The organism is Fibrobacter sp. UWOV1 (assembly GCF_900142495.1).
In the GTDB taxonomy this organism is placed as follows: Bacteria; Fibrobacterota; Fibrobacteria; order Fibrobacterales; family Fibrobacteraceae; genus Fibrobacter.
The window spans coordinates 291,871-312,437 of record NZ_FRBA01000003.1; the positions used below are offsets into that span (position 1 = coordinate 291,871).

At 52.1% G+C, this 20,567-nt stretch carries 16 protein-coding genes; 14 read left to right on the forward strand and 2 right to left on the reverse strand.

The annotated features are described in order from the left end of the window. Positions 1-276: 276 nt before the first annotated feature. Both groL and groES read right to left on the reverse strand, forming a co-directional pair. Positions 277-1,908, reverse strand: coding sequence for a chaperonin GroEL (gene groL, locus BUC02_RS06930; RefSeq protein WP_073320527.1), 1,632 nt, complete (start codon positions 1,906-1,908; stop codon positions 277-279). Positions 1,909-2,048: 140 nt separating this feature from the next. Then, positions 2,049-2,330 (reverse strand): co-chaperone GroES, encoded by a 282-nt coding sequence (gene groES, locus BUC02_RS06935; protein WP_073320529.1) that lies wholly within the window; start codon positions 2,328-2,330, stop codon positions 2,049-2,051. A gap of 512 nt (positions 2,331-2,842) precedes the next feature. On the opposite strand from groES, the gene BUC02_RS06945 reads away from it, so the two are divergent. From BUC02_RS06945 to BUC02_RS07010, 14 genes are all read left to right on the forward strand, one after another. After that, positions 2,843-5,476 carry a rhamnogalacturonan lyase family protein gene (locus BUC02_RS06945; RefSeq protein ID WP_073320533.1) on the forward strand — a complete coding sequence of 878 codons (2,634 nt, stop codon included), beginning with the start codon at positions 2,843-2,845 and terminating at the stop codon, positions 5,474-5,476. 67 nt (positions 5,477-5,543) lie between these two features. Beyond that, on the forward strand, positions 5,544-7,406 hold the full coding sequence (locus tag BUC02_RS06950; protein WP_073320535.1) for a GDSL-type esterase/lipase family protein: 1,863 nt from the start codon (positions 5,544-5,546) through the stop codon (positions 7,404-7,406). A 127-nt stretch (positions 7,407-7,533) separates the two neighbouring features. Next, on the forward strand, positions 7,534-9,408 hold the full coding sequence (locus BUC02_RS06955) for a GDSL-type esterase/lipase family protein (protein WP_254794137.1): 1,875 nt from the start codon (positions 7,534-7,536) through the stop codon (positions 9,406-9,408). 14 nt (positions 9,409-9,422) lie between these two features. Beyond that, complete coding sequence (locus BUC02_RS06960) at positions 9,423-9,866, forward strand: hypothetical protein (protein ID WP_073320537.1); 444 nt, start codon at positions 9,423-9,425, stop codon at positions 9,864-9,866. A 1-nt stretch (position 9,867) separates the two neighbouring features. Beyond that, the gene (locus tag BUC02_RS06965) at positions 9,868-10,908 is read left to right on the forward strand and encodes an NAD-dependent epimerase/dehydratase family protein (protein WP_073320539.1); all 1,041 of its coding nucleotides are present in this window, start codon (positions 9,868-9,870) and stop codon (positions 10,906-10,908) included. After that, positions 10,901-11,668, forward strand: coding sequence for a glycosyltransferase family 2 protein (locus tag BUC02_RS06970; RefSeq protein ID WP_073320541.1), 768 nt, complete (start codon positions 10,901-10,903; stop codon positions 11,666-11,668). Before BUC02_RS06965 ends, BUC02_RS06970 begins: the two co-directional genes overlap by 8 nt. Before the next feature lie 5 nt (positions 11,669-11,673). Continuing rightward, complete coding sequence (locus BUC02_RS06975) at positions 11,674-12,501, forward strand: deoxyribonuclease IV (RefSeq protein ID WP_073320543.1); 828 nt, start codon at positions 11,674-11,676, stop codon at positions 12,499-12,501. A gap of 140 nt (positions 12,502-12,641) precedes the next feature. Continuing rightward, positions 12,642-13,553 (forward strand): AAA family ATPase, encoded by a 912-nt coding sequence (locus BUC02_RS06980; RefSeq protein WP_073320555.1) that lies wholly within the window; start codon positions 12,642-12,644, stop codon positions 13,551-13,553. Between the two features lie 179 nt (positions 13,554-13,732). Further along, positions 13,733-14,875, forward strand: a complete 1,143-nt coding sequence (locus BUC02_RS06985) for a DUF58 domain-containing protein (RefSeq protein ID WP_073320558.1) — start codon at positions 13,733-13,735, stop codon at positions 14,873-14,875. Beyond that, on the forward strand, positions 14,872-16,971 hold the full coding sequence (locus BUC02_RS06990) for a transglutaminase-like domain-containing protein (protein ID WP_254794138.1): 2,100 nt from the start codon (positions 14,872-14,874) through the stop codon (positions 16,969-16,971). Before BUC02_RS06985 ends, BUC02_RS06990 begins: the two co-directional genes overlap by 4 nt. Positions 16,972-17,140: 169 nt before the next feature. Further along, the gene (gene dapB, locus BUC02_RS06995) at positions 17,141-17,971 is read left to right on the forward strand and encodes a dihydrodipicolinate reductase (RefSeq protein WP_073320562.1); all 831 of its coding nucleotides are present in this window, start codon (positions 17,141-17,143) and stop codon (positions 17,969-17,971) included. Positions 17,972-18,041: 70 nt separating this feature from the next. After that, positions 18,042-19,058, forward strand: coding sequence for an ABC transporter permease subunit (locus BUC02_RS07000; protein WP_073320565.1), 1,017 nt, complete (start codon positions 18,042-18,044; stop codon positions 19,056-19,058). Between the two features lie 65 nt (positions 19,059-19,123). Continuing rightward, positions 19,124-20,137 (forward strand): aminoglycoside phosphotransferase family protein, encoded by a 1,014-nt coding sequence (locus BUC02_RS07005; RefSeq protein ID WP_073320568.1) that lies wholly within the window; start codon positions 19,124-19,126, stop codon positions 20,135-20,137. Beyond that, positions 20,138-20,566, forward strand: a complete 429-nt coding sequence (locus BUC02_RS07010) for a PTS sugar transporter subunit IIA (RefSeq protein ID WP_073320571.1) — start codon at positions 20,138-20,140, stop codon at positions 20,564-20,566. Position 20,567: the final 1 nt, after the last annotated feature.

The window sequence follows — 20,567 nt, forward strand, 5'->3', positions numbered from 1 at the left end:
AAGAGGTCCCCATCGGGGACCTCTTTTTCATACTTATGACGCAACGGGAGAACTCATGTTCGACCACGGCGTAAGGCGAAGATGCGACGGCAAGCTAGCTTGCCGGCATATCTGAGCCGAAGCCGGAGCTTCTCCGCAAAGCGGAGAAGCATCCCGCCGAGAAAGCGTCTTTGCCGAGCAGACTCCCGCCTTCATAATCCAAATATTTTTTATACAAAAAACGTCCGGTTCAAAGAACCGGACGTCCATAAGGAGTAGAATCTAGCGGCTAGCCGATTACATCATGCCGCCCATGCCCATGGACGGATCCATGGCAGGAGCTGCCGGCTTCGGTTCCTTCTTTTCTGCGATCACGCAGTCAGTGGTAAGAATCATCGAAGCGATGGAGGATGCATTCTTGAGAGCCGTACGGGTCACCTTGGCCGGGTCAATCACGCCAGCCTTGATGAGGTCTTCGTAGGTGTCAGTCTTGGCATTGTAACCGAAGCTGTCCTTGCCTTCCTTCACCTTGTTCACCACGACAGAGCCTTCGAGGCCAGCGTTGGTGACGATCTGACGGAGCGGTTCTTCGATAGCGCGGCGGATGATGGCTGCACCAGTCTTCTGGTCGGCGTTGTCGAACTTGAGGGCGTCAATAGCCTTTTCGGCGCGGATGAGGGCAACGCCACCACCCGGAACGATACCTTCTTCGACAGCGGCGCGGGTTGCGTGCATAGCGTCGTCGACGCGGTCCTTCTTTTCCTTCATTTCGACTTCGGTAGCAGCACCGACCTTGATCACGGCAACGCCGCCAGCGAGCTTGGCCAAACGTTCCTGGAGCTTTTCGCGGTCGTAATCGCTGGTGGTAGCTTCGATCTGCTTCTTGATCTGGGCGATACGGCCCTTGATAGAAGCGGCGTCGCCAGCACCTTCGACGATCGTGGTGTTGTCCTTCGTGATGGTGATGGACTTGGCCTGGCCGAGCACGGTCACCGGAGCGTCTTCGAGCTTGGCGCCCGTGTCTTCGGAAACCAGCATACCGCCAGTGAGGATAGCGATGTCTTCGAGCATGGCCTTACGACGGTCACCGAAGCCCGGAGCCTTGACTGCAGCAACCTTCAGGGTGCCGCGCATCTTGTTCACGACGAGCGTTGCGAGAGCTTCGCCATCGACGTCTTCGGCGATGATGAGGAGAGACTTGCCCTGCTTTGCCACATGTTCGAGCATCGGCAGCAAATCCTTCATGGTAGAAATCTTCTTGTCGTACAGCAAGATGTACGGGTTTTCGAGGTTTACTTCCATGCTGTCAGTGTTAGTGACAAAGTACGGAGAGAGGTAGCCGCGGTCGAACTGCATGCCTTCGACAACGTCGAGAACGGTTTCAGCGGTCTTGGATTCTTCGATGGTGATGACGCCATCGTTGCCGACCTTTTCCATAGCGTTGGCGAGGAGTTCGCCAATTTCGGGGTCGTTGTTTGCAGAAATCGTTGCGACCTGGGCAATGTGTTCCTTGCCATTGATCTTCACGGCCATCTTGCCGATTTCGGTAATGACGGCGTCAACGGCGGCGTCCATACCGCGCTTGATGTCCATCGGGTTTGCTCCGGCGGCCACGTTCTTGAGGCCTTCGCGAGTGATCGCCTGGGCGAGCACGGTAGCGGTGGTGGTACCGTCACCAGCAGCGTCGCTCGTCTTGTTGGCGACTTCCTTGGCCATCTGGGCGCCGAGATTTTCGTAGGCGTCTTCGAGTTCCACTTCCTTAGCGACAGACACACCGTCCTTGGTGACGTTCGGGGCGCCGAAGGCCTTTGCGATCATCACGTTACGGCCCTTAGGACCGAGGGTGACCTTGACTGCGTTGGCGAGTTTGTCGACACCCTTCATCAGGGATTCGCGAGCTGCTACATCAAACTTAAGTTGCTTTGCCATTGTTGTTTTCCTTTTTTATTTAAAACTTTTTGTTGAAAGAGTAGGAAGTAGGCAGTAGACGGTAGACAGTTTAATAGCTAGGCGGCGAAGCCGCGATTGTAAATACTTTCTACTTCTAACTTCCTACTGTCTACTAACCACTACAGAGTAGCGATGACGTCCGATTCCTTCACGATCAGGTAGTTTTCGCCATCAACAGTGACTTCAGTACCGCTGTACTTGCCGTAAAGCACCACGTCGCCGACCTTGACTTCCATGGCAACGAGTTCACCCTTGTCGTTCTTGCGACCCGGGCCCACGGCCACGACCTTACCCTGCATCGGCTTTTCCTTGGCGTTGTCCGGGATAAAGAGACCCGAAGAGGTCTTCTGTTCGGCTTCTGCCGGCTTGACGACGATTCGATCTGCAAGAGGCTTAATCATTTTCACTTTTCCTTTTTTGCGGGCTTTTGCGCCCTGATTGAACTTTTTAGTCCATGTTGGACTATTTTTTTTTTTGTTTCGCCCTAAAATAAGCAATTTCTGTGCCAAGTTCTATTGGTGGGCGATTTGTGTCTATTTTGGTGTTTTTAGGCGTCTTACAGTATCGTTTTGAAACATTTTTGGCGGCTTTTAAGACTTTAAGGAGATTGTGTTTTATTTTGAAACAAAGCGTTTTGCTTGTGACGGGCTTGCGGGCGATTCCGTAGTTGTCCTCACTTGACGGCATTAATGAAGAAATGTAGACTTTTTATTTTTATTACAATTTTTAAAATGCCAAATTGTCTATAAAATTTTTAAAATAATGTGGACTTTTTATAGAATTTTTGATTATATTTAGAAAAGGAATTGCTGTAGAGTCTTGTTGTCTAAAGACTACAAATAAGAATAATTTGCGTTCTGTTTTGAACTTTTAGAAATAGATTAGCAGTAAGGCCATTGAAAATGGAGTTTATATGGGTATTGGCTTAAAAACATCGACAATTTTTGCAGGAGTCGTGCTAGCGTTTGGGCTTGCTTCTCCGGCATTTTCGGCTAACCGCCAAATGGAAAATCTTTCGCGCGGTCTTGCTGTCACGAACACGGGCAAGGGTATGCTCGTGAGTTGGCGTCTTTTGGGTACCGACGCTCCGGATGTGGAGTTCAATCTCTATCGCGATGGTGAGAAAATTGCTTCCGTTGGTAAGACGGGTGGCACGAACTACCTGGACGCCGCCGGCAAGACAACTTCCAAATATACGGTCGCGGCAGTAGTTGGCGGCAAGGAAGGGGCCAAGCAGGGTGTTTCCGTGGTGCTCGACAAGACAGTCTCCAACAGCGGAAAGTCTTTCCCGTATAAGACTATTAAACTGGAAGTCCCCGCGGCACAGACGATGCCTGACGGCGAAAAGTGTACGTACACTCCCAATGACGTGAGTACGGCCGACCTCGACGGCGACGGCGAATACGAACTGATTTTGAAGTGGGATCCGAGCAATGCCCACGACAACTCACAGACGGGCTATACGGGTACGGTATTCATCGATGCCTACAAGCTCGACGGTACGCGCCTTTGGCGTATTGACCTTGGTAAGAATATTCGCGCGGGCGCTCACTACACGCAGTTCCAGGTGTTTGACTACGATGGCGACGGCAAGGCCGAGATGATCGTGAAGACTGCCGACGGTACGATTGACGGTACGGGCAAGGCGATTGGCGACAAGTCGAAGGATTACCGCAGCTCTGCGGGAACCATCCTCGATGGTCCCGAATACCTGACAGTTTTTCGCGGTGTTGACGGTGCGGCGATTTCGACTGTTACGTACGAACCGAGCCGCAATATCTTGAGCCATTCTTCGCCCCAGGCTAAGGGCAAGTGGGGGGACAATTACGGCAACCGCTGCGAACGCTACCTGGCGGCGACGGGCTACCTGGATGGCGTACATCCGAGTGCTATTTTCGTTCGCGGCTATTATAGCTCTGCCTACGTGGCTGCCTACGATTTCGATGGAAAGGACTTGAAGCTGCGTTGGCTCCACAAGTCCGAAGACCCGGACAAGGGGCTTTACGGCGAAGGAAACCACAGCCTCCAGGCGGCTGACCTCGATGGCGATGGTTACGATGAAGTGTTCTTCGGTGCTGCGGCCCTGAACCACGACGGCACGCTGCGTTACCGCACGGGACTTGGCCATGGCGACGCCCACCACATCGGTGATTTGGATCCGGATCTTCCGGGGCTTGAATCCTGGGATGTGCACGAACACAAGAATGCCCAGTACACCGAAGAAATGCGTGCCAACGATGGCAAGATTATTTGGGGCACTCCGCAGCCATCTGCCGAAGGTGTCGATAATGGTCGTGGCATGGCTGCAGACGTTGATTCTGAACATCGTGGCTATGAAATGTGGTCTGCAAAGGGCGGTGGAATGAAGACTGCTAAGGGCAAACTCATTGGAACGCCTGCAGTGTCTCAGAACTTTCGCATTTATTTTGACGGCGATGAGTATGACGAACTCATGGACGGCGCTTTTGTGACCAAGTTCAATTCTACGTCGAAAAAATCTGAAACTTATTTCGATGGTCCATCTGCCCTCGGTGTTACCGGTTGCAATGGCACCAAGAATACGCCGAGCCTTGTGGCCGACCTCTTTGGCGACTGGCGCGAAGAAATGGTAGTGCGTAGCGAAAAGGATCCGACGTTGCTGTACATCGTTTCGACTCCGGTGACAAGCGAACACCGTGTTTATACCTTGATGCACGATGCCACCTACCGCACGGCGGTTGCGTCTCAAAATACGGCCTATAACCAGCCGCCGCACTTGGGTTACTACCTACCTGACATGGTGAAGTCGCTCAAGCAGCCGAGCATCTTCGTGGTGGGCGAGGACCCGGCACCTGCCGACACGACTCCGGTGGTGAACAACGGCAAGTCCGAACTGGATGCCTCTACCCCGAAGGATGGCAAGGGTGTGACGGAAACGACCAACGAAGGCTTCCTCAAGAACGGCTATTATAACTTTGACAATGCGCTTTCGAGCTACGGCACTTGGGAAATCTTCTCGAAGACCGAGGCGAAGACGACGCTTACGGTGCGCTTCACGAACGGTGGCACGACTTCCCGCAACATGGCGGTGAACGTGAACGGCGCTTCTGCCGGCACGCTCAGTTTCGCCTCGACTGGCGATTGGACGAAGTATTCCGAAGCGAAGGTAGATGTGAAGCTGGTCGCGGGCGTGAATACGATTACGTTTACCTCGATGACAAGTGACGGTGGCCCGAACTTTGACATGTTCACCTTCGGCATTGACGGTGTGGAGCTTTACGACGGTACGCAGAAGATTGATAATCCGACTGCACTTGCGGTAATTCCGTTCAAGAGTGGTGTGGCCTTCAATCCTTCCACAGGCGTACTCTTTACCCCGAGGGGCGGCCTTGCTGAAATTTACTTCTACGACATGTCCGGTGCGATGCGCCTGGGTATCTCGAAGAATGTTTCTGCGGGATCTACAGCGATGGCACTCGACCAAGAACTGCTCCCGAAGGGAATGTACTTGGTGAAGGTTAAACTTAACGGAAAGGCTGTTTCGACGAAGAAATTCTCGAAGCTATAAACACCTCACTGCCTAGCCTTGGTCTTTCGAGTGTTGGACCGGGGCTAGGCGATTTTGGGTTTTGGTTATGAAGATGTTTAATAAACTTTGGCAATCTGCCGTAATCGCATCGATGGTCGTGGCGCCGCTCACATGGTCGGCAGTGACCATCTATATGTGTGGCGACTCCACCATGCAGGACTGGAACGAAGGCTACTATCCCAAGCAGGGACAGGGACAGGATTTCCATTTTTGGTTTGATCCGACCAAGGCTACGGTCGTGAATCGCGGCCAGGGTGGCATGTCGCTCGGTGGCGGCGGTCTTGACAAGAAGGGTAATACCGCTGTCGGCTATTACGACATGTTCTTCAAGAAAGGTTGCTCCAATGGCAACTGCATCGCTGAAAAACTCAAGGCGGGCGACTATGTCGTGATCCAGTTCGGTATTAACGACGTGAACTACAGTACCGAAGAATTCTTTGCTTCGAACATGAAAAAGATGGTGAGCGATGTCCGCGCAAAGGGCGCTTATCCGATTATCATGAGCCCGATTCGTCGTAAGTATTACGATTCCCCGACGCAGATTCACAATAGTTACCGCGGCTACCCGGCGCTGAACAAGAGCCTTGCCGAAGAACTCAACGTGCCGTTTATCGACATGAGCGAGATGGTCGCGAACTACATGATTTCTGTGGGTGAACGCTATGCGGAACAGTATGTCTTCAACTATGCGACCAAGTCTGAATACAGCAACTTGGGAAGCGACCAGACAGACGCCGTGCATTTGCAGATGAACGGTGCGAACGCTTTCGGGCGCATTATTACCGAACAGATGCGTGCGCATACGGACCCGATCGTGAAAAAGCTCGGTGACTACATGGCGCCCATGTACCAGGTGAGTGTGAAGGTAAGCCCCGAAGGTGCTGCCGAAGCGACTTCGATCAACGCCTATTACCCGCAGGGCATGACCGTGATGCTCAAGACTATTCCGAAGAGCGGCAAGAAGTTCTTGGGCTGGTACGACGGTAACGGCAACAAGGTGGGTGCCCCGAGCCGTTCGAACGTGAAGTCTCCTTACATTCATACGTTCGTGATGGGGAGTGCCTCGACGCAGTTCACGGCGGTTTACGAGGGCGGAACGGCGCAGAAATATACCGGCGATGGTGCCGCGTTAACCGCATTCCCGACCACGACCCCGAAGAGCCTTGACGATGTGACCTTTGTTCCGTTTACCCCGATTGGAGGCAGCACGCAGGATACGGTGAAAATTGACAAGGATATCAAGAAATTCTTTGATGCAAGCACTCCGGATACGGCTGGAATCGGCTGGACTCAGAACGAATGGACTGGCTTTACGGGCGAAGGCTATTACAATCTGGATAATACGAATGCCTCGTTTGCCGCATATAAGGTCAAGTTCCCAGGCGCAGGCTATGTGACGCTTGCGGTGCGCTATGCAAACGGCGGATCGTCGGATCGTATGTTCAATGCTTATTTGGACCATGATTACCTTGTGAGTGCACCGCCGACGGGTGGTTGGGACAAGTGGGATACCGCCTACGTGGTGATGGATGCTCCGCAAGGTGAAGCCGAACTCAAGATTATGTCGCTTACAAGCGATGGCGCTCCGAATCTAGATGCCTTTGGTTTCAGTATCGACGGCGTTTGCCGCGTAAGCGAAGGCTGCACCGAAGATACGTCGACGACTATTTTGAATAAGGTTCGCGATGTGACTGGTTTTGCGTTGCATGGCGAAATGCTGCGCCTTGCCGGTACGGAACGTGCTCATGTGAATGTGTTCGATATGAGTGGTCGTCTGGTGGCAAAGCGAATTGTCGAAAACGCATCAGAAGTTTCGCTTGCAACGATGGTGAAGTCTGCCGGACTCTACCGCGTTGTGGTGAAGCAGGGTAACACGAAGTTTAACGCAAACTGGGTCAAGGTTAAATAGGATACAAAGTGTCATCCTGAGCGCAGAACCGAAGGTTCGTAGTCGAAGGATCTAAGGAACTCTTTATATGAGATCTTTCGACTTCGCTAAAGCTTCGCTCAAGATGACACAAGGAATGGTTGGAAAAATGAAATCGTTGTTCAAATTTTTCATCGCTGCAGCGGTGTTCACGGGGGTTGCCGTAAGCGATTCCACCAGTTTCGCAATTTACGTGGTTGGCGATTCTACAGTTTGTACGTACAAGGATAACGCTTATCCGCAAACGGGTTGGGGTCAGGTACTTGGTTATTTCTTCGATGCGTCCCGCGTGAAGGTGAATAACTATGCCATCGGTGGCCGCAGTTCTAGAACCTTTATTGAAGAAGGCCGTTTGGACGAAGTCAAGGGCAAGCTCCAGAAGGGTGATTACCTGTTCGTGCAGTTTGGCCATAACGACCGCGACTACAGCAAGGCGGCCCGCTATGTGGAACCCTCCCAGTTTTCGGGCTATATCCAGAAATATGTGGATGCTGCCAAGGCGAAGGGGGCTAATGCCATTTTGATTTCGCCGATGAACTTGAACGGTAGCCGCAACGTGTTCTCTACCGGCGACAAAAATTACGATGCCCGCGGCATGATGCAGACGGTGGCGAAGAACAACAAGGTCCCGTTTGTGGATTTGAACATGAAGTCGTACAATACCTACAATACGACTTACAAGAACATGCCGGATTACGTGACACGTTATCTGTACAAGAAACTGGAGAAGGGCGAATATCCGAATTACCCGGATGGCGTGAACGATGGAACGACACATTTCCAGGAGATGGGCTCGATGGGCCATGCCCAGATGATTTGCGAAGAACTTGAAGAAAATCTCAAGAGCAATTCGAATCTTTCTGCCGACGCAAAGGCGGCGCTCACCACGCTTGTTTCTACTATCAAGAAATGTTACACCATCAAGGTGCAGACTAACCTTTCGAATTACAATGGTCTTATCACGCAGACGCAGTATTTCCCGGCGGGTTCCCCGATGACGCTCCGCGTGACTCCGAACGGTCAGACCTTCGAAAAGTGGGTGGACGACGACTGTAACGAAATCTCGAAGAACATGATTTATTACGGTTTCAGGACCAAGGCCCGCAATATCACTTATACGGCGATGTTCAAGGGCGGTTCCGAATGCAAGAAAATTGCTCACGATAGCGAAGAATCCGGCAACGAAAATCCCACGTCCTCTAGCTCCGAGGGTCCGGAATCTTCGAGTTCCATTGATCCGAAACTTTGCTTTGACGGTACTGCCGATGCAGCTTGGCCTTCTCCGATCGATATGGCAAGTCCCGAAATTGCAGATGGCTTGACTGAAACGAACCACGAAGGTTATACGGGCCAGGGCTTCTTCAATATTGAAAACAGCGCCTACAGCACTGCTACTTACAAGTTGACGTCCGACCAGTCTGCATCGAATGCCCGCGTCATGATTCGCTATTCGTTCCAGGGGAATACCAATCGCGACATGAAAATCACGATTGACAACGGAACGTATGATGTGGCATTCCCCTCGACAGGTAGCTGGGACAAGTGGGATACCGCCTACATCGAAGACGTCTGGGTAGACGCTCTCGATTTCAAGATGAAGATTGCTTCGACGACAAGTGATGGCGGCCCGAATATCGACATGATTGCCTTCGACATGAAGGGCGTGTACCGCACCGGTTGCAAACCGGCTAAGGTTGAAAACGACGTGGAGTCGTCTTCGAGCGGTACGACGATTGTCAGTGTACGTCCGGCTCCGAGCCTGCATTTTGATGCCCGAAACCAGACAATCACGACAGCCGGTGGAATGTTGATGGTTCAGGTGTCCGATGCGATGGGCAAGGTGGTTGCCCAAGAAACGCACAATGTCGCTCCCGGTACGGTTTCGTTGCTGCAAAATCAGTCGAAAATGACGTCTGGGCGTTATTTCGTGCGGGTTCAGCTCAATGGACAGGTCTTGATGTCTTCATTTTTGTATATTAAGTAAAAAATGGAGGCTTTATGAAGCTTTTTAAATTGATGGCATCTGTATGCGCTGTGTCTGCTGCATTTATGTTTGCTGCTTGCGATGATTCTTCGTCTGCAAGCTCCAATGACGAACCCTCTGCATCCAATGATTGCTCCGTCGAAGATGGCGTGAAGGTTGTTTCTCCCAAGAAGGGCGATTCCTTCAAGATGGGCGATACCATCACCGTGATTTATGGTTCTGACGTGCAAGGTTCCGGTTACCGTTTCGTCTTCAAGACTTCTGAAGAAGATGCTGGCCTTGATATGCTCGAAGAATCTGCCGGTCCCATGAAACCGGACGGCAAGAAGTGCTATGAACAGAAGGTCGTATTGACCGAAGACGTGGCAGAACCGACCAATACGGCAATCATTCGCGTGGTTCCGTACGAACAGACTGCCAAGGGCGCAAATTCCGGTACCTTCAAGGTGACCGAGTAATTTGAACTCGACTCTCGAATTTAAAGATTCTTCAATCACCGTAGCCCTTGTGGGTTGCGGTGGTTTTATTGGTAGCCACCTTTTGCGAGCCATCTTTGAACGCACGAGTTGGCGCGTTTTTGGTGTTGATCTTGATTCCTATCGCATTCAGGAGCATTTGGCGAATCCTCGCTTTGAATTCCTTAGCGCAGACCTTGCAAACCCCGAGGTGGTAAAGCGTATTGCGCAGTATCCTGTAGTGGTCAACTTGGCGGCGATTTGTACGCCCGGGCGCTACATGGCCGAAGCAGCCGAGGTGATTCGCAGCAATTACGACCTTCCGCGGGCACTTGCAGACGCCTGTGCCCAAAGCGGCAGTTGGCTGATTCATTTTTCGACATCCGAAATATACGGCAAGACGGCGGCTGATTCGGGTGCGCTTCTCGAAGACGAGTCCGAAATTGTGCTTGGGCCAGTAGCGGCGAGTCGCTGGAGCTATGCGACGGCAAAACTCTTGACCGAACGCTACTTGGCCGGTCTGGACGGACTTCATTGGACGGTGGTTCGACCGTTTAATTTCGTGGGCCCGTTTATGGATTTCATGCCGGGGGTCGATGGCGAAGGGATTCCTCGCGTGCTAGCGAATTTCTCGACGGCACTTGTTCGTGGGGAATCGCTAAAACTTGTAAATGGAGGTGTTGCGAAACGCTGCTTTACCTCGGTGCACGATGCGGTGGACTTTATGTTCTGCCTGCTTGCTGCCGGGGAGTGCGCTTTTTCGCAGGCGTTCAATGTGGGCAATGCGGCAAACGAAGTCTCGATTGCAGAACTTGCTCAACTGATGCGCTCCGTGTATGCCGTTATTAAGGGTGTGCATGAAAACGAAGTGCCTGGAGTCGAGGTGATTCCGGGCGAAGAGTATTACGGGAAGGGGTACGACGATTCCTTGCGTCGTTTACCTTCTGTCGAAAAAGCGGAACGCCTGGTTGGCTTCAAGGCCAAGATTCCGTTGAAGAATGCTCTGGAAGAATCCTTAACATGGTTTGCACACCATTATGGCTAACGACTACTTTATATTTGTTCCTGCTTATAACGTTGCCGGTACGCTTGCGTCGGTTTTGGAAAAAATTTCTGATAACGTTTGGAACAAGTCTCTCGTCTTGATTATTGATGACGGTTCTACGGACGATACACGTAGCGCCTATGAAGATTTTGCGAGCTCGCTTGCCGAAGAGCAAAAGTACCGTTTACGCTATATGCGGTTTGAACAAAATAACGGCTACGGTGCTGTGGTCAAGAAAGGAATTGCCGAAGGGCTTCGTTCCGGTGCAGAACTGGTGGCCTGTTTGCATGGCGATGGACAGTACCCGGCAGAGCAGCTGGATGAATTTTTTGACTATCTCAAGACGGTCAACAATGTTGACCACGGAGACGAAAGAAAGTTTGCCTTGGTGCAGGGCTCTCGCCATTTGACTCGCGGTGGAGCTAAAGCCGGAAATATGCCCTTGTACAAGCGCTTGGGCGGAACCTTCTTGACCTTGATCGAAAATTTTGCCTTTTACCAGAAACTCACGGACCGCCACAGCGGATTTATCGTGTACGATTCCGAGTTTTTGAGGACGCTTGAATTGGATAAATTGAGTTCTTCGTTCGATATCGATCTCGAGATTATTTCGATTGCGGATTCTTTGGGCTACAAGCTTGCGGAACTTCCGATTCCGACGCGTTACGCCGATGAAAAATCGAACTTGAATGTGGTTACCTATGGCTTGCGTGTATTGCGACAAGTCTTTAGACGATTTGCGACTCGTTTAACTGCTTAAAGTATATGCATATCGGTTGTCATTTATCTTCTTCGGCGGGCTTTTTGGCCATGGGGCAGACGGCGCTTTCGATCGGCGCTGATACTTTTCAGTTTTTTACACGGAATCCTCGCGGCGGGTCGGCAAAGCCCTTTGACGCGGCCGACGCAAATGCGCTTGTCAAGTTGCTGAATGACAACCATTTTGCCCCGATTCTGGCGCATGCTCCTTATACGCTGAATGCTTGCGCTGCAGACGAAGGCTTGCGGCAGTATGCGGTTGACGTGATGATCGATGACATCTGGCGTATGGATCACTTTCCGGGGGCGATGTACAATTTTCACCCTGGAAGCCATGTGAAGCAAGGTGTCGAAGTGGGCGTAGACTTGATTTCTCGCGCGCTGAACCAGATTTTAAAGCCGGAACAAAAGACGCTTGTGCTGCTTGAAACGATGGCGGGCAAGGGCTCCGAGGTGGGCCGTACTTTTGAGGAACTGCGTGCCATTATTGACCGCGTAGAGCTGGGCGATAAACTGGGAGTTTGCCTGGATACTTGCCATGTGTTCGATGGCGGTTATGATATTATTGACGACTTGGACGGCGTCCTTGAACAATTTGACAAGGTGATTGGCTTAAAACGTTTGAAAGCGATTCACCTGAACGACAGCAAGAACCCCATGGGTAGCCACAAGGACCGTCATGAGGTTTTAGGGGCGGGGTATATCGGCTTGGATGCGCTGACGCGGGTGGTGAACCATGCGGCGTTGAAGAATTTGCCGTTTTACCTGGAAACGCCGAATGAATTGCCCGGCTACGCAAAAGAAATTGCCTTGATGCGCGAAAGGGCGAAGTAAATAGCCTTAGGCCACACGGATTGTACTAAAGTACTAAATGCTAGGCTCGGAAATAGGCTTGCAAGCAATCCTGCTTCACTCGCCTTACGCATTTATCGTGAATCACTAACGTGATTCCTTTTTTATTATATATTTAGAATATGGTAAAAGAGCTGATAGATTCTTTAAATGGGGTTCTGCTGGGTAAATCGGACACGGTGGAACTTTTGGTGATGGCGCTGTTGGCGGACGGCCACGTGCTGGTGGAAGATGTTCCCGGCACGGGCAAGACGACGCTTTCGAAGGCGCTTGCCGCGGCGATTGGCGCGGACTTTGCGCGAATCCAGTTTACGCCGGATTTGTTGCCTGCCGATGTGACGGGTGGTGCCGTATTCAAGGCGAATACGGGTGAATTTGAAATCAAGAAGGGCCCTGTGTTTACGCAGGTGCTTTTGGCCGACGAAATCAACCGAGCCTCGCCGCGTACGCAGAGCGCCTTGCTCGAAGCGATGGAAGAACGGCAGGTGTCGCTGGAAGGCGAACGCTATAAGCTGCCGGAACTTTTCATGGTGCTTGCGACAGAGAACCCGGTGGAATTTCATGGTGTATTCCCGCTGCCCGAAGCGCAGATGGACCGCTTTATGGTGCGTATTTCCGTGGGCTATCCGAGTGCAGAAACGGAACTTGAAATTTTGCGAGCGCATCGTACAAGTCGCCCGATTGATACTTTGAAGGCGGTGACGAGCCCCGAAGAAATTTTGAAGGCTCGTGCCACGGTGCGCGGCATTCATATTGATGAATCGCTGGAGCGCTATGTGATTTCACTGGTGCAGGCGACGCGTAACGACGGTAGCGTACGTCTGGCGGCTAGCCCGCGTGCCGGATTGAATCTGGTGCGTATGGCGCAGGCGTGTGCGTATGTGAATGACCGCGACTTCGTGAATCCCGATGACATTCAGCGCGTGTTTTTCCCGGTGATGGAACACCGCGTGTTCGCCAAGGACAGCGGCGACCCCGACGCCAGCAAGAAGATTTTGCAGGGAATATTAAAGCAGGTGAACGTACCCAAATAAAAACAATGTGTAATGTGTGGTGTGTAATGACTAATCATTTCACATCCCACACCTTACATCTCAAAGGCGCTTTGCGCCGACCTCATACCTCATACCTCACATCCCTACTTCCAACAATGTCCTTCTTCCACTGGTTTATTCGTTCTATTCCGCGGGCCCCGAAAAAATCGGGACTCCTGATGGCGGTATACTTCTGGTGGCTGGACTATTTTACTCCGGCAGGTCGCGCCTTTGCCTCGCTTTTTTTGCTGGCGATGTTTGCAGGCGCCGTGCCTGGATTCTGGGCAGCGTGGATTTTTGCAGGAATTGATTTTCTGCTGTTCTTGGGGCTAGTATTCAGCCTGTTCGTGACGGCGAAGCGGAGCAAGATCTGGATTGAAGGTGTCTCGGTGAATCGCGTGCGCGAAGGCGAAACGGCTACGGTAACGGCTTTTGTGGCGGTGCGCTCGACGATTGACTGCGTGACTTTGGGAGCGAACCGTTTGCCGCCCTCGCTGACAGGCTTTGAATCGGACCGCGCAAAGATTAAGAAGGGCGAGCCGCCGCGCAAGATGGAATGCCATGTGCGTACGACGCGCCGCGGCTCCTTTATGCTGAATAAGGTCTCGGCGAATGTGCCCGAAATCATGGGACTTTTGCGCTGGCCTTATGGCTTTAACGGCTCGGTCGAATTGCTGGTTTACCCGCGTGCACTCAAGGTGCAAGATTTCCCGTTCCTCACTCAAGGCGCTTCGGGCATGGCGTTTGCGCCGTTTTTGATGCCGAGTCTTACCCGCGGCATGAATTTTATTGGCGTGCGGCCTTACCGCGAAGGTGATTCCCTGCGGGATTTGCACCATAAGGCTTTTGCCCGCTACGGAAAGCCTTTCACGAAAGAATTTGAAATTGAGCGTGGCGCTGGCATTATTTTGCTCCTGGATACGGCGACACCGAATTTCAAGTCGCGGCAATACTTGGAGCAGGCGATTCGCATGACGGCGGCAGTGGGCGAGTGGCTCCTGGACCGCGAAATTCTCGGAAGATTTTTTATTGACAGCGAAGAAATTGCGCTAGATGGCGGTAGCGAAAGCCGCAAGAATTTGCTGGATGCCTTGGCGAGAATTCCGCCTGCATCGCTTGCGCATGCAAAACTGCCGGTACCTTGGGCACCTGCGGCGCGCCCGATGGATCCGGTGCTTCGCATAGGACTTTACGAAAACGAAGAACCGCTTGTGAACAAACATATCGTGGTCGGAACGCAGCCTGCCTCGACGGATGATAAATTGCTGGTGGTATCGCCTGAAGAATTGGATGGCCTTGAACGCGGGGTGGTGACTTTATGATGGCTAGCGAAAAAGTTGACATACGCTACGCCTTCAAGGTGCTATTCCTTTGCCTTGCCTCGGTGAATCTGGGGCATACGTTTGATTTCTTGTGGCTCAGCGTTTTATTTGCCATCTATTTTGTGGCTATCGGTGTGTTGAATGCGACGCGCCGCCGTGAATTTGCGAAGCGCCCGCGTTACAACAAGATTTTGGCGTACGGCGCGATTGTGCCGCTCGCATTATTCTGGGTGATGACGCCGTCCGTTGAAAACGGCGTGTCGCCTTATTTGATTTTCTTGCCGGGAATTTACTTGCTGTATTTAGCGGCGTTGCAGGAACGGAGCCGCGGAAATGGCGGCTTTGAAGTCTTTGTCGCCTTCGATGGCGTAGGTGCTTTGCTCTTTGGAATGTACATGGTGCCGCACGGCTGGGGCTTTGTGGGCCTTGTAGGATTCTTGTTAGCGCTTTGTGCTTATAGCCGCCGCGGTACAGCGCCTTACAAGTACGGGCTCTTTTTGCTCGTGATAGCGGCCCTCGGCGCCATCTCTTACGGTGGTTGGCAATACTGGAAAATGCAGCGTTACCGCTACGGCGCGCAGATGGCCGAAAACTATTACCAGCGTGAACGAATGATGGGCTTTGATCCGGTCGCGGCATTGGGAAGCTTCGGGAGCAATTATAGTTCTCGCTACAATAGCCAGGTGGTATTGCGTGTGTGGGATAAACAGCCGTCGCGTTACTTTAAGGCGGCCAGCTACGAAAAGTACGTGGCGGGCATTTGGAAGTTGCCGACAAAATTTGCGAAGAGGCTTTATCCTGCCTACTATCAGGTGGACTATGCGGTATTTGAAACCGCGGATTCGCTGACGAAGGCCGATTCCTTGCGCGAGGTGGAACAGATTTGGGTGCAGTCGACGCTCAATAATTTTGGATTTGTGTTTGCGCCGTACGGTGTCGTGGGTTTTGCGGCGAAAGATGTAGATTCTTTGACCTATTATGCCGGCGGCATGGTGCAGGGGTTGGACGGAAACGGAAAACGTTCTGACTGGCATTATTTCAAGTGCAAACCTCTCTCGGCGGAGAATGCGTCGCGGAGTGAGGCGGAGAATACGCCGGGGGCGTGCACGTTGCCGGATTCTCTGATGGCTCCGAGTGAAGGCGATTTGCTGGTAGGCGAGCGGTACTTGCCGCTGATTGATACCGTGATTGCGGCGATGGGTTTGCGCGACACCGTTCCGACGGATTCTATCTCCGCGAATTCTGCTGCTACGGATTCGACGGCGCTTGCAAAATCAATGCCGGATTCTCTGGTGTTGCAGAAAATGCTGGCTTATTACTTCGTAAATTTCACCTATTCGCTTTCGGTACCGGGAATTACGCGATGGAATGGCGCGAAGAATGAGCCGTTGGCTGTTTTCTGGCGTGAAAAGCAGGGCTTCTGCGAATACTATGCGACGCTTTCGACGCTGGTGCTTCGCCGCCTGGGAATTCCGGCGCGGTATGTGACGGGCTTTGCAAATCCTGAAGTGGTCGAGGGGCTGCCTTATAGTATTTTCCGCCGCAGGCATTCGCATGCATGGGTCGAAGCGTATGTGGATAATCGTTGGGTAATCTTCGACCCGACGCCTCCCATTTTGCCGCAGTTTGCGGAATCGCCCAGCTGGTGGAGCGTCAAATGGGAGGGCGTGCGCGGGCGCCTAGCCCGCGTGATGCATGCCCTTAAAGAAGGCGAGTGGCGTCGCGTCGTCGATAGCTGGCAGAATCAGTCGACCGCATTATTAGAAAGCCCGATTCTGTATGTGGTACTCGTGATTCTTGTCGCAGGCTTTGCTGGCCGCAAGATTTACATTGCGTATAAATTAAGTGCCAAGGATCGCACCTATGTCTCGGCGCGGGCCCTGGAATGGACGAAAAAGCTTGACCGCGCCGAGCGCGATTTGGCCCGCGCTGGATTTAGGCGGGAGCCCGGCGAAACTGTCGGCAAATTTGCAGAACGCTGCCGGATTGCGTTTTCACACCTCGCCGAGAACCAAACCAATCTCAAAAAAATCCAGAAGGCAAAGAATGCTCTTGCGGTTCTAAATGATTATGAAAAAGAACGCTGGACAAAATAATGTGTAATGTGGGCGGCTGCGCCGCAATGTGTAATGTGTAATTCTTCATCCCACATCTCACATCTCACATACCACATCCCACATCCCACATCCCACACTTCACATCAAGCGTCTCGCAGTCTCATTCTTGCATTTTTTCTATCTTTCCTCCCAAAAACTAGGAGTTATTATGTCTGTTCAAGTGATGGTTAATGGTATTCCGGGCAACATGGGCCGCATCGTGGCCGAAACCTGCGTGGCCCGCGGCCTCGAACTCGTCCCGTATTCTCTGACGGGTGAAATTATCGTGGAAAACGAAGCCGAAGTCGCCGGCAAGACCATCCAGCTTTTGAAGCCGAGCAATCGCGAAGCTCGCATTGCAGAAGTTCTCGAAAAATACCCGAACGTCATTTGCATCGATTACACGCACCCGACGGCCGTGAACGACAACGCCGCTTTCTATGTAAAGCACAAGATTCCGTTCGTGATGGGTACCACCGGCGGTGACCGCGAAGCGCTCGCCAAGCTCGTTGCCGACGCAAATCACCCGAGCGTGATTGCCCCGAATATGGCAAAGCAGATTGTTGCTTTCCAGATGATGATTGAATTCTTGGCTAAGGAATTCCCGACGGCATTCAGCGGCTACAAACTCTCCGTGGTGGAAAGCCACCAGAAGACCAAGGCCGATACGAGCGGTACCGCGAAGGCCGTGGTGGGCGACTTCCAGAAGATGGGTTTCGACTTCACCGTTGACGATATCGAAAAGGTCCGCGATGAAAAGGAACAGATGGAACGCATGCACGTACCCGAAGAATACCTCGGCGGTCACGCCTTCCACACCTACTGCCTCGACAGCGCCGACGGAACGGTTCACTTTGAATTCCAGCACAATGTTTGCGGCCGCAAGATTTACGCCGAAGGCACCGTGGACGCCGTGAACTTCCTCGCATGCCACATTGCAAACGGAACGGCCAAACCCTTCAACATGATGGACGTCCTCCGCTCCGGCAAGATGCGTTAAAAAGTAGACAGTAGACGGTAGGAAGTAGACTGTTACTTCCTACTTCCTACTTCCTACTTCCTACTACACCATGCGTTCCTATATCCTCCGTCGCTTACTTTTGATGATTCCGACTCTCATCGGGATTTCACTGGTATGCTTTATCCTTATCCAGCTGTTGCCGGGAGGACCTGTGGAGGAAATGATTTCGCGTGCGCAGCAGGCTGCGGCCATGAAGGGCGGGGTCGATGCCTCGAAGGCACTCTCGCCCGACCAGATTGCACAAATCCAGGCGTACTTCGGTTTTGACCAACCCGCCTGGAAGCGTTACCTGACTTGGCTCTGGAACGTTCTGCACCTGGACTTGGGCTCCAGTTACACCTACGGACTCCCCGTGTGGGACGTGATTACGAGCCGTTTCCCGATTTCGCTGTTCTTTGGAATCACCTCGTTTTTCTTGAGTTACCTTGTCTGTATTCCGCTGGGTCTCTGGAAGGCGGTGCATCACGGGAGCAAACTCGATTCGCTTTCTTCGGGCGTGATTTTCTCGGGCTACGTGATGCCGGGCTACGCTCTCGGTATCTTGCTGATTATATTCCTCGCGGGCGGCTCGTACCTCGACATTTTCCCGCTAGGCGGCCTCACAAGCGATGACTTCGAGGACTTCACCTTCTTCGAAAAGATGGTAGACCTCGGGCACCATTTGATTTTGCCGATTTTCTGCTACATGATCAGCGAATTCGCGTTCCTGACTTTTTTGATGAAGAATTCGGCGCTCGAAGAACTGGGCAAGGACTATATGCGCACGGCGCTTGCGAAGGGCATGAGCTTTAACCAGGCGCTCGTTCGCCACGCGCTCCGTAACGCCCTGATTCCCATTGCGACTCGTCTTTCTGAAATCTGCACCTTGATGTTTGCGGGCGCGCTCCTTATCGAAAAGGTCTTCGATATCGATGGCATGGGGCTACTTTATTACAACTCCATGGTCAACCGCGACTACAACGTGGTCATGGGCGTCATCTTCCTCAGCAGCTTGATGGCGATGATTGGGCGCTTGTTCAGCGATATCCTCTACACCCTCGTAGACCCGCGCATCAAATTCTCGTAGCTTTAAGGCGTTATTTTTCTCTCGTCTTTCGTTTCTCGTCTTTCGTCTTTTTTATATTACAGACCATGAGTAACGAAATTGTTTCGCCTGTTATTGAAAAGTATTTGAAGTCCCGCGGCTATGCCGACTACGAAGTCACCTCTATTGCCGGTGCCGGTTCGGGCCGTAAATATTACCGAATTGCCTCCGGTAAGCAGAGTGCCGTGTTGCAGGTTTCTGCCTCGGTCGATGAAGATTTTAAGCGTTTTGTGGATTATGCCGAAGCGTTCAATTCCTTTGGACTTCCGGTGCCTAAGATTTACTGCGTAGACGAAGCCTCTTGCTCCGTGCTTCAAGAAGACCTGGGTGCCCACAACTTGCTTGACAACATTGTTTCGCCGGGTTCCGAAAAGAAGACGGGCAACGTTCGCATTCTTTACCCCGAAGTCATCGATTCTTTGATCAAGTGGCAGAACATTTCCCGTTCGCTCTTCAGTTCTCGCTCTGACCTCTGGCTGCGTCGCTTTGATTTTGCCGCCCTCAAGTGGGAAACCGACTACTTCACCGAAAACTACTTGAAGAATTTCAAGGGCATTGCTGAAATCCCCGAATACGTGCGTCAATTCTATTCCCTGATTGCGGTTTCTGTGGAAGCCCAGCACAAGGTGCTGATGCATCGCGATTTCCAGAGCCAGAACATTATGGTCAAACCGAATTCCGAAATCGCCTTCGTAGATTTCCAGGGCGCACGCCGCGGTGCCATGTTCTATGACTTGGCCTCACTCTTGTGGGACCCGTATGTGGAACTCTCGCTGACTGAAATCAAGGACTTCTTTGAATATTGGCGCGTTTCTTATCGCGAAACCAAGACCTACACCAAGGAAGACGCTTGGGAAGCCTTTATTCACGCTAGCTTGCAGCGCGTGATGCAGGCCATGGGCGCTTACTGCTTCTTGAGCAAGGTGAAGGGAATCCAGAAGTTTGAACAGTACATTGAACCGGGTAAGCGCCAGTTGCGTGTTGTCTTCGATGAATTCAAGAAGATTGCCAAGGCAACCTCGCCGAAGACCTTCGACTTCATGGACAATGCACTGGTATAAATGCAGCCTATTTACGTAAAACATTATGCAGAACCCGAATCCTTCGCTAGGGCTTTGGGTTTTGCTTACGATGCCCTGGTGCATGGCCCGGTCAAGTTCGACGCCATGGCAACTTGGAAATCCCTGTCAGAACGTATTGCACAGGGAATCTACATGGGCGAGGGCTTGCTCTTGCCGCATACGCGCGTGCCTGGGCTTCCGCAGCCGCTGTTTGCTTTTGCTGTTTGCCCCAAGGGATTTACCGACATCGCTGTAAAGCAAGGGCAAGTGCCGCAATACATTTGCTTGCTGCTTTCTCCGGCAGAGTCTGCCACTTGTCATACGCAGTTTATCGCAAACATTGCGCGTAAGTTGCTGAACCCGGAGTGGCGTGCCCGGGCGTTAGATGCAAAAACCCCCGAGCACCTGAAAGCTTTATTTGAAGAGTAAG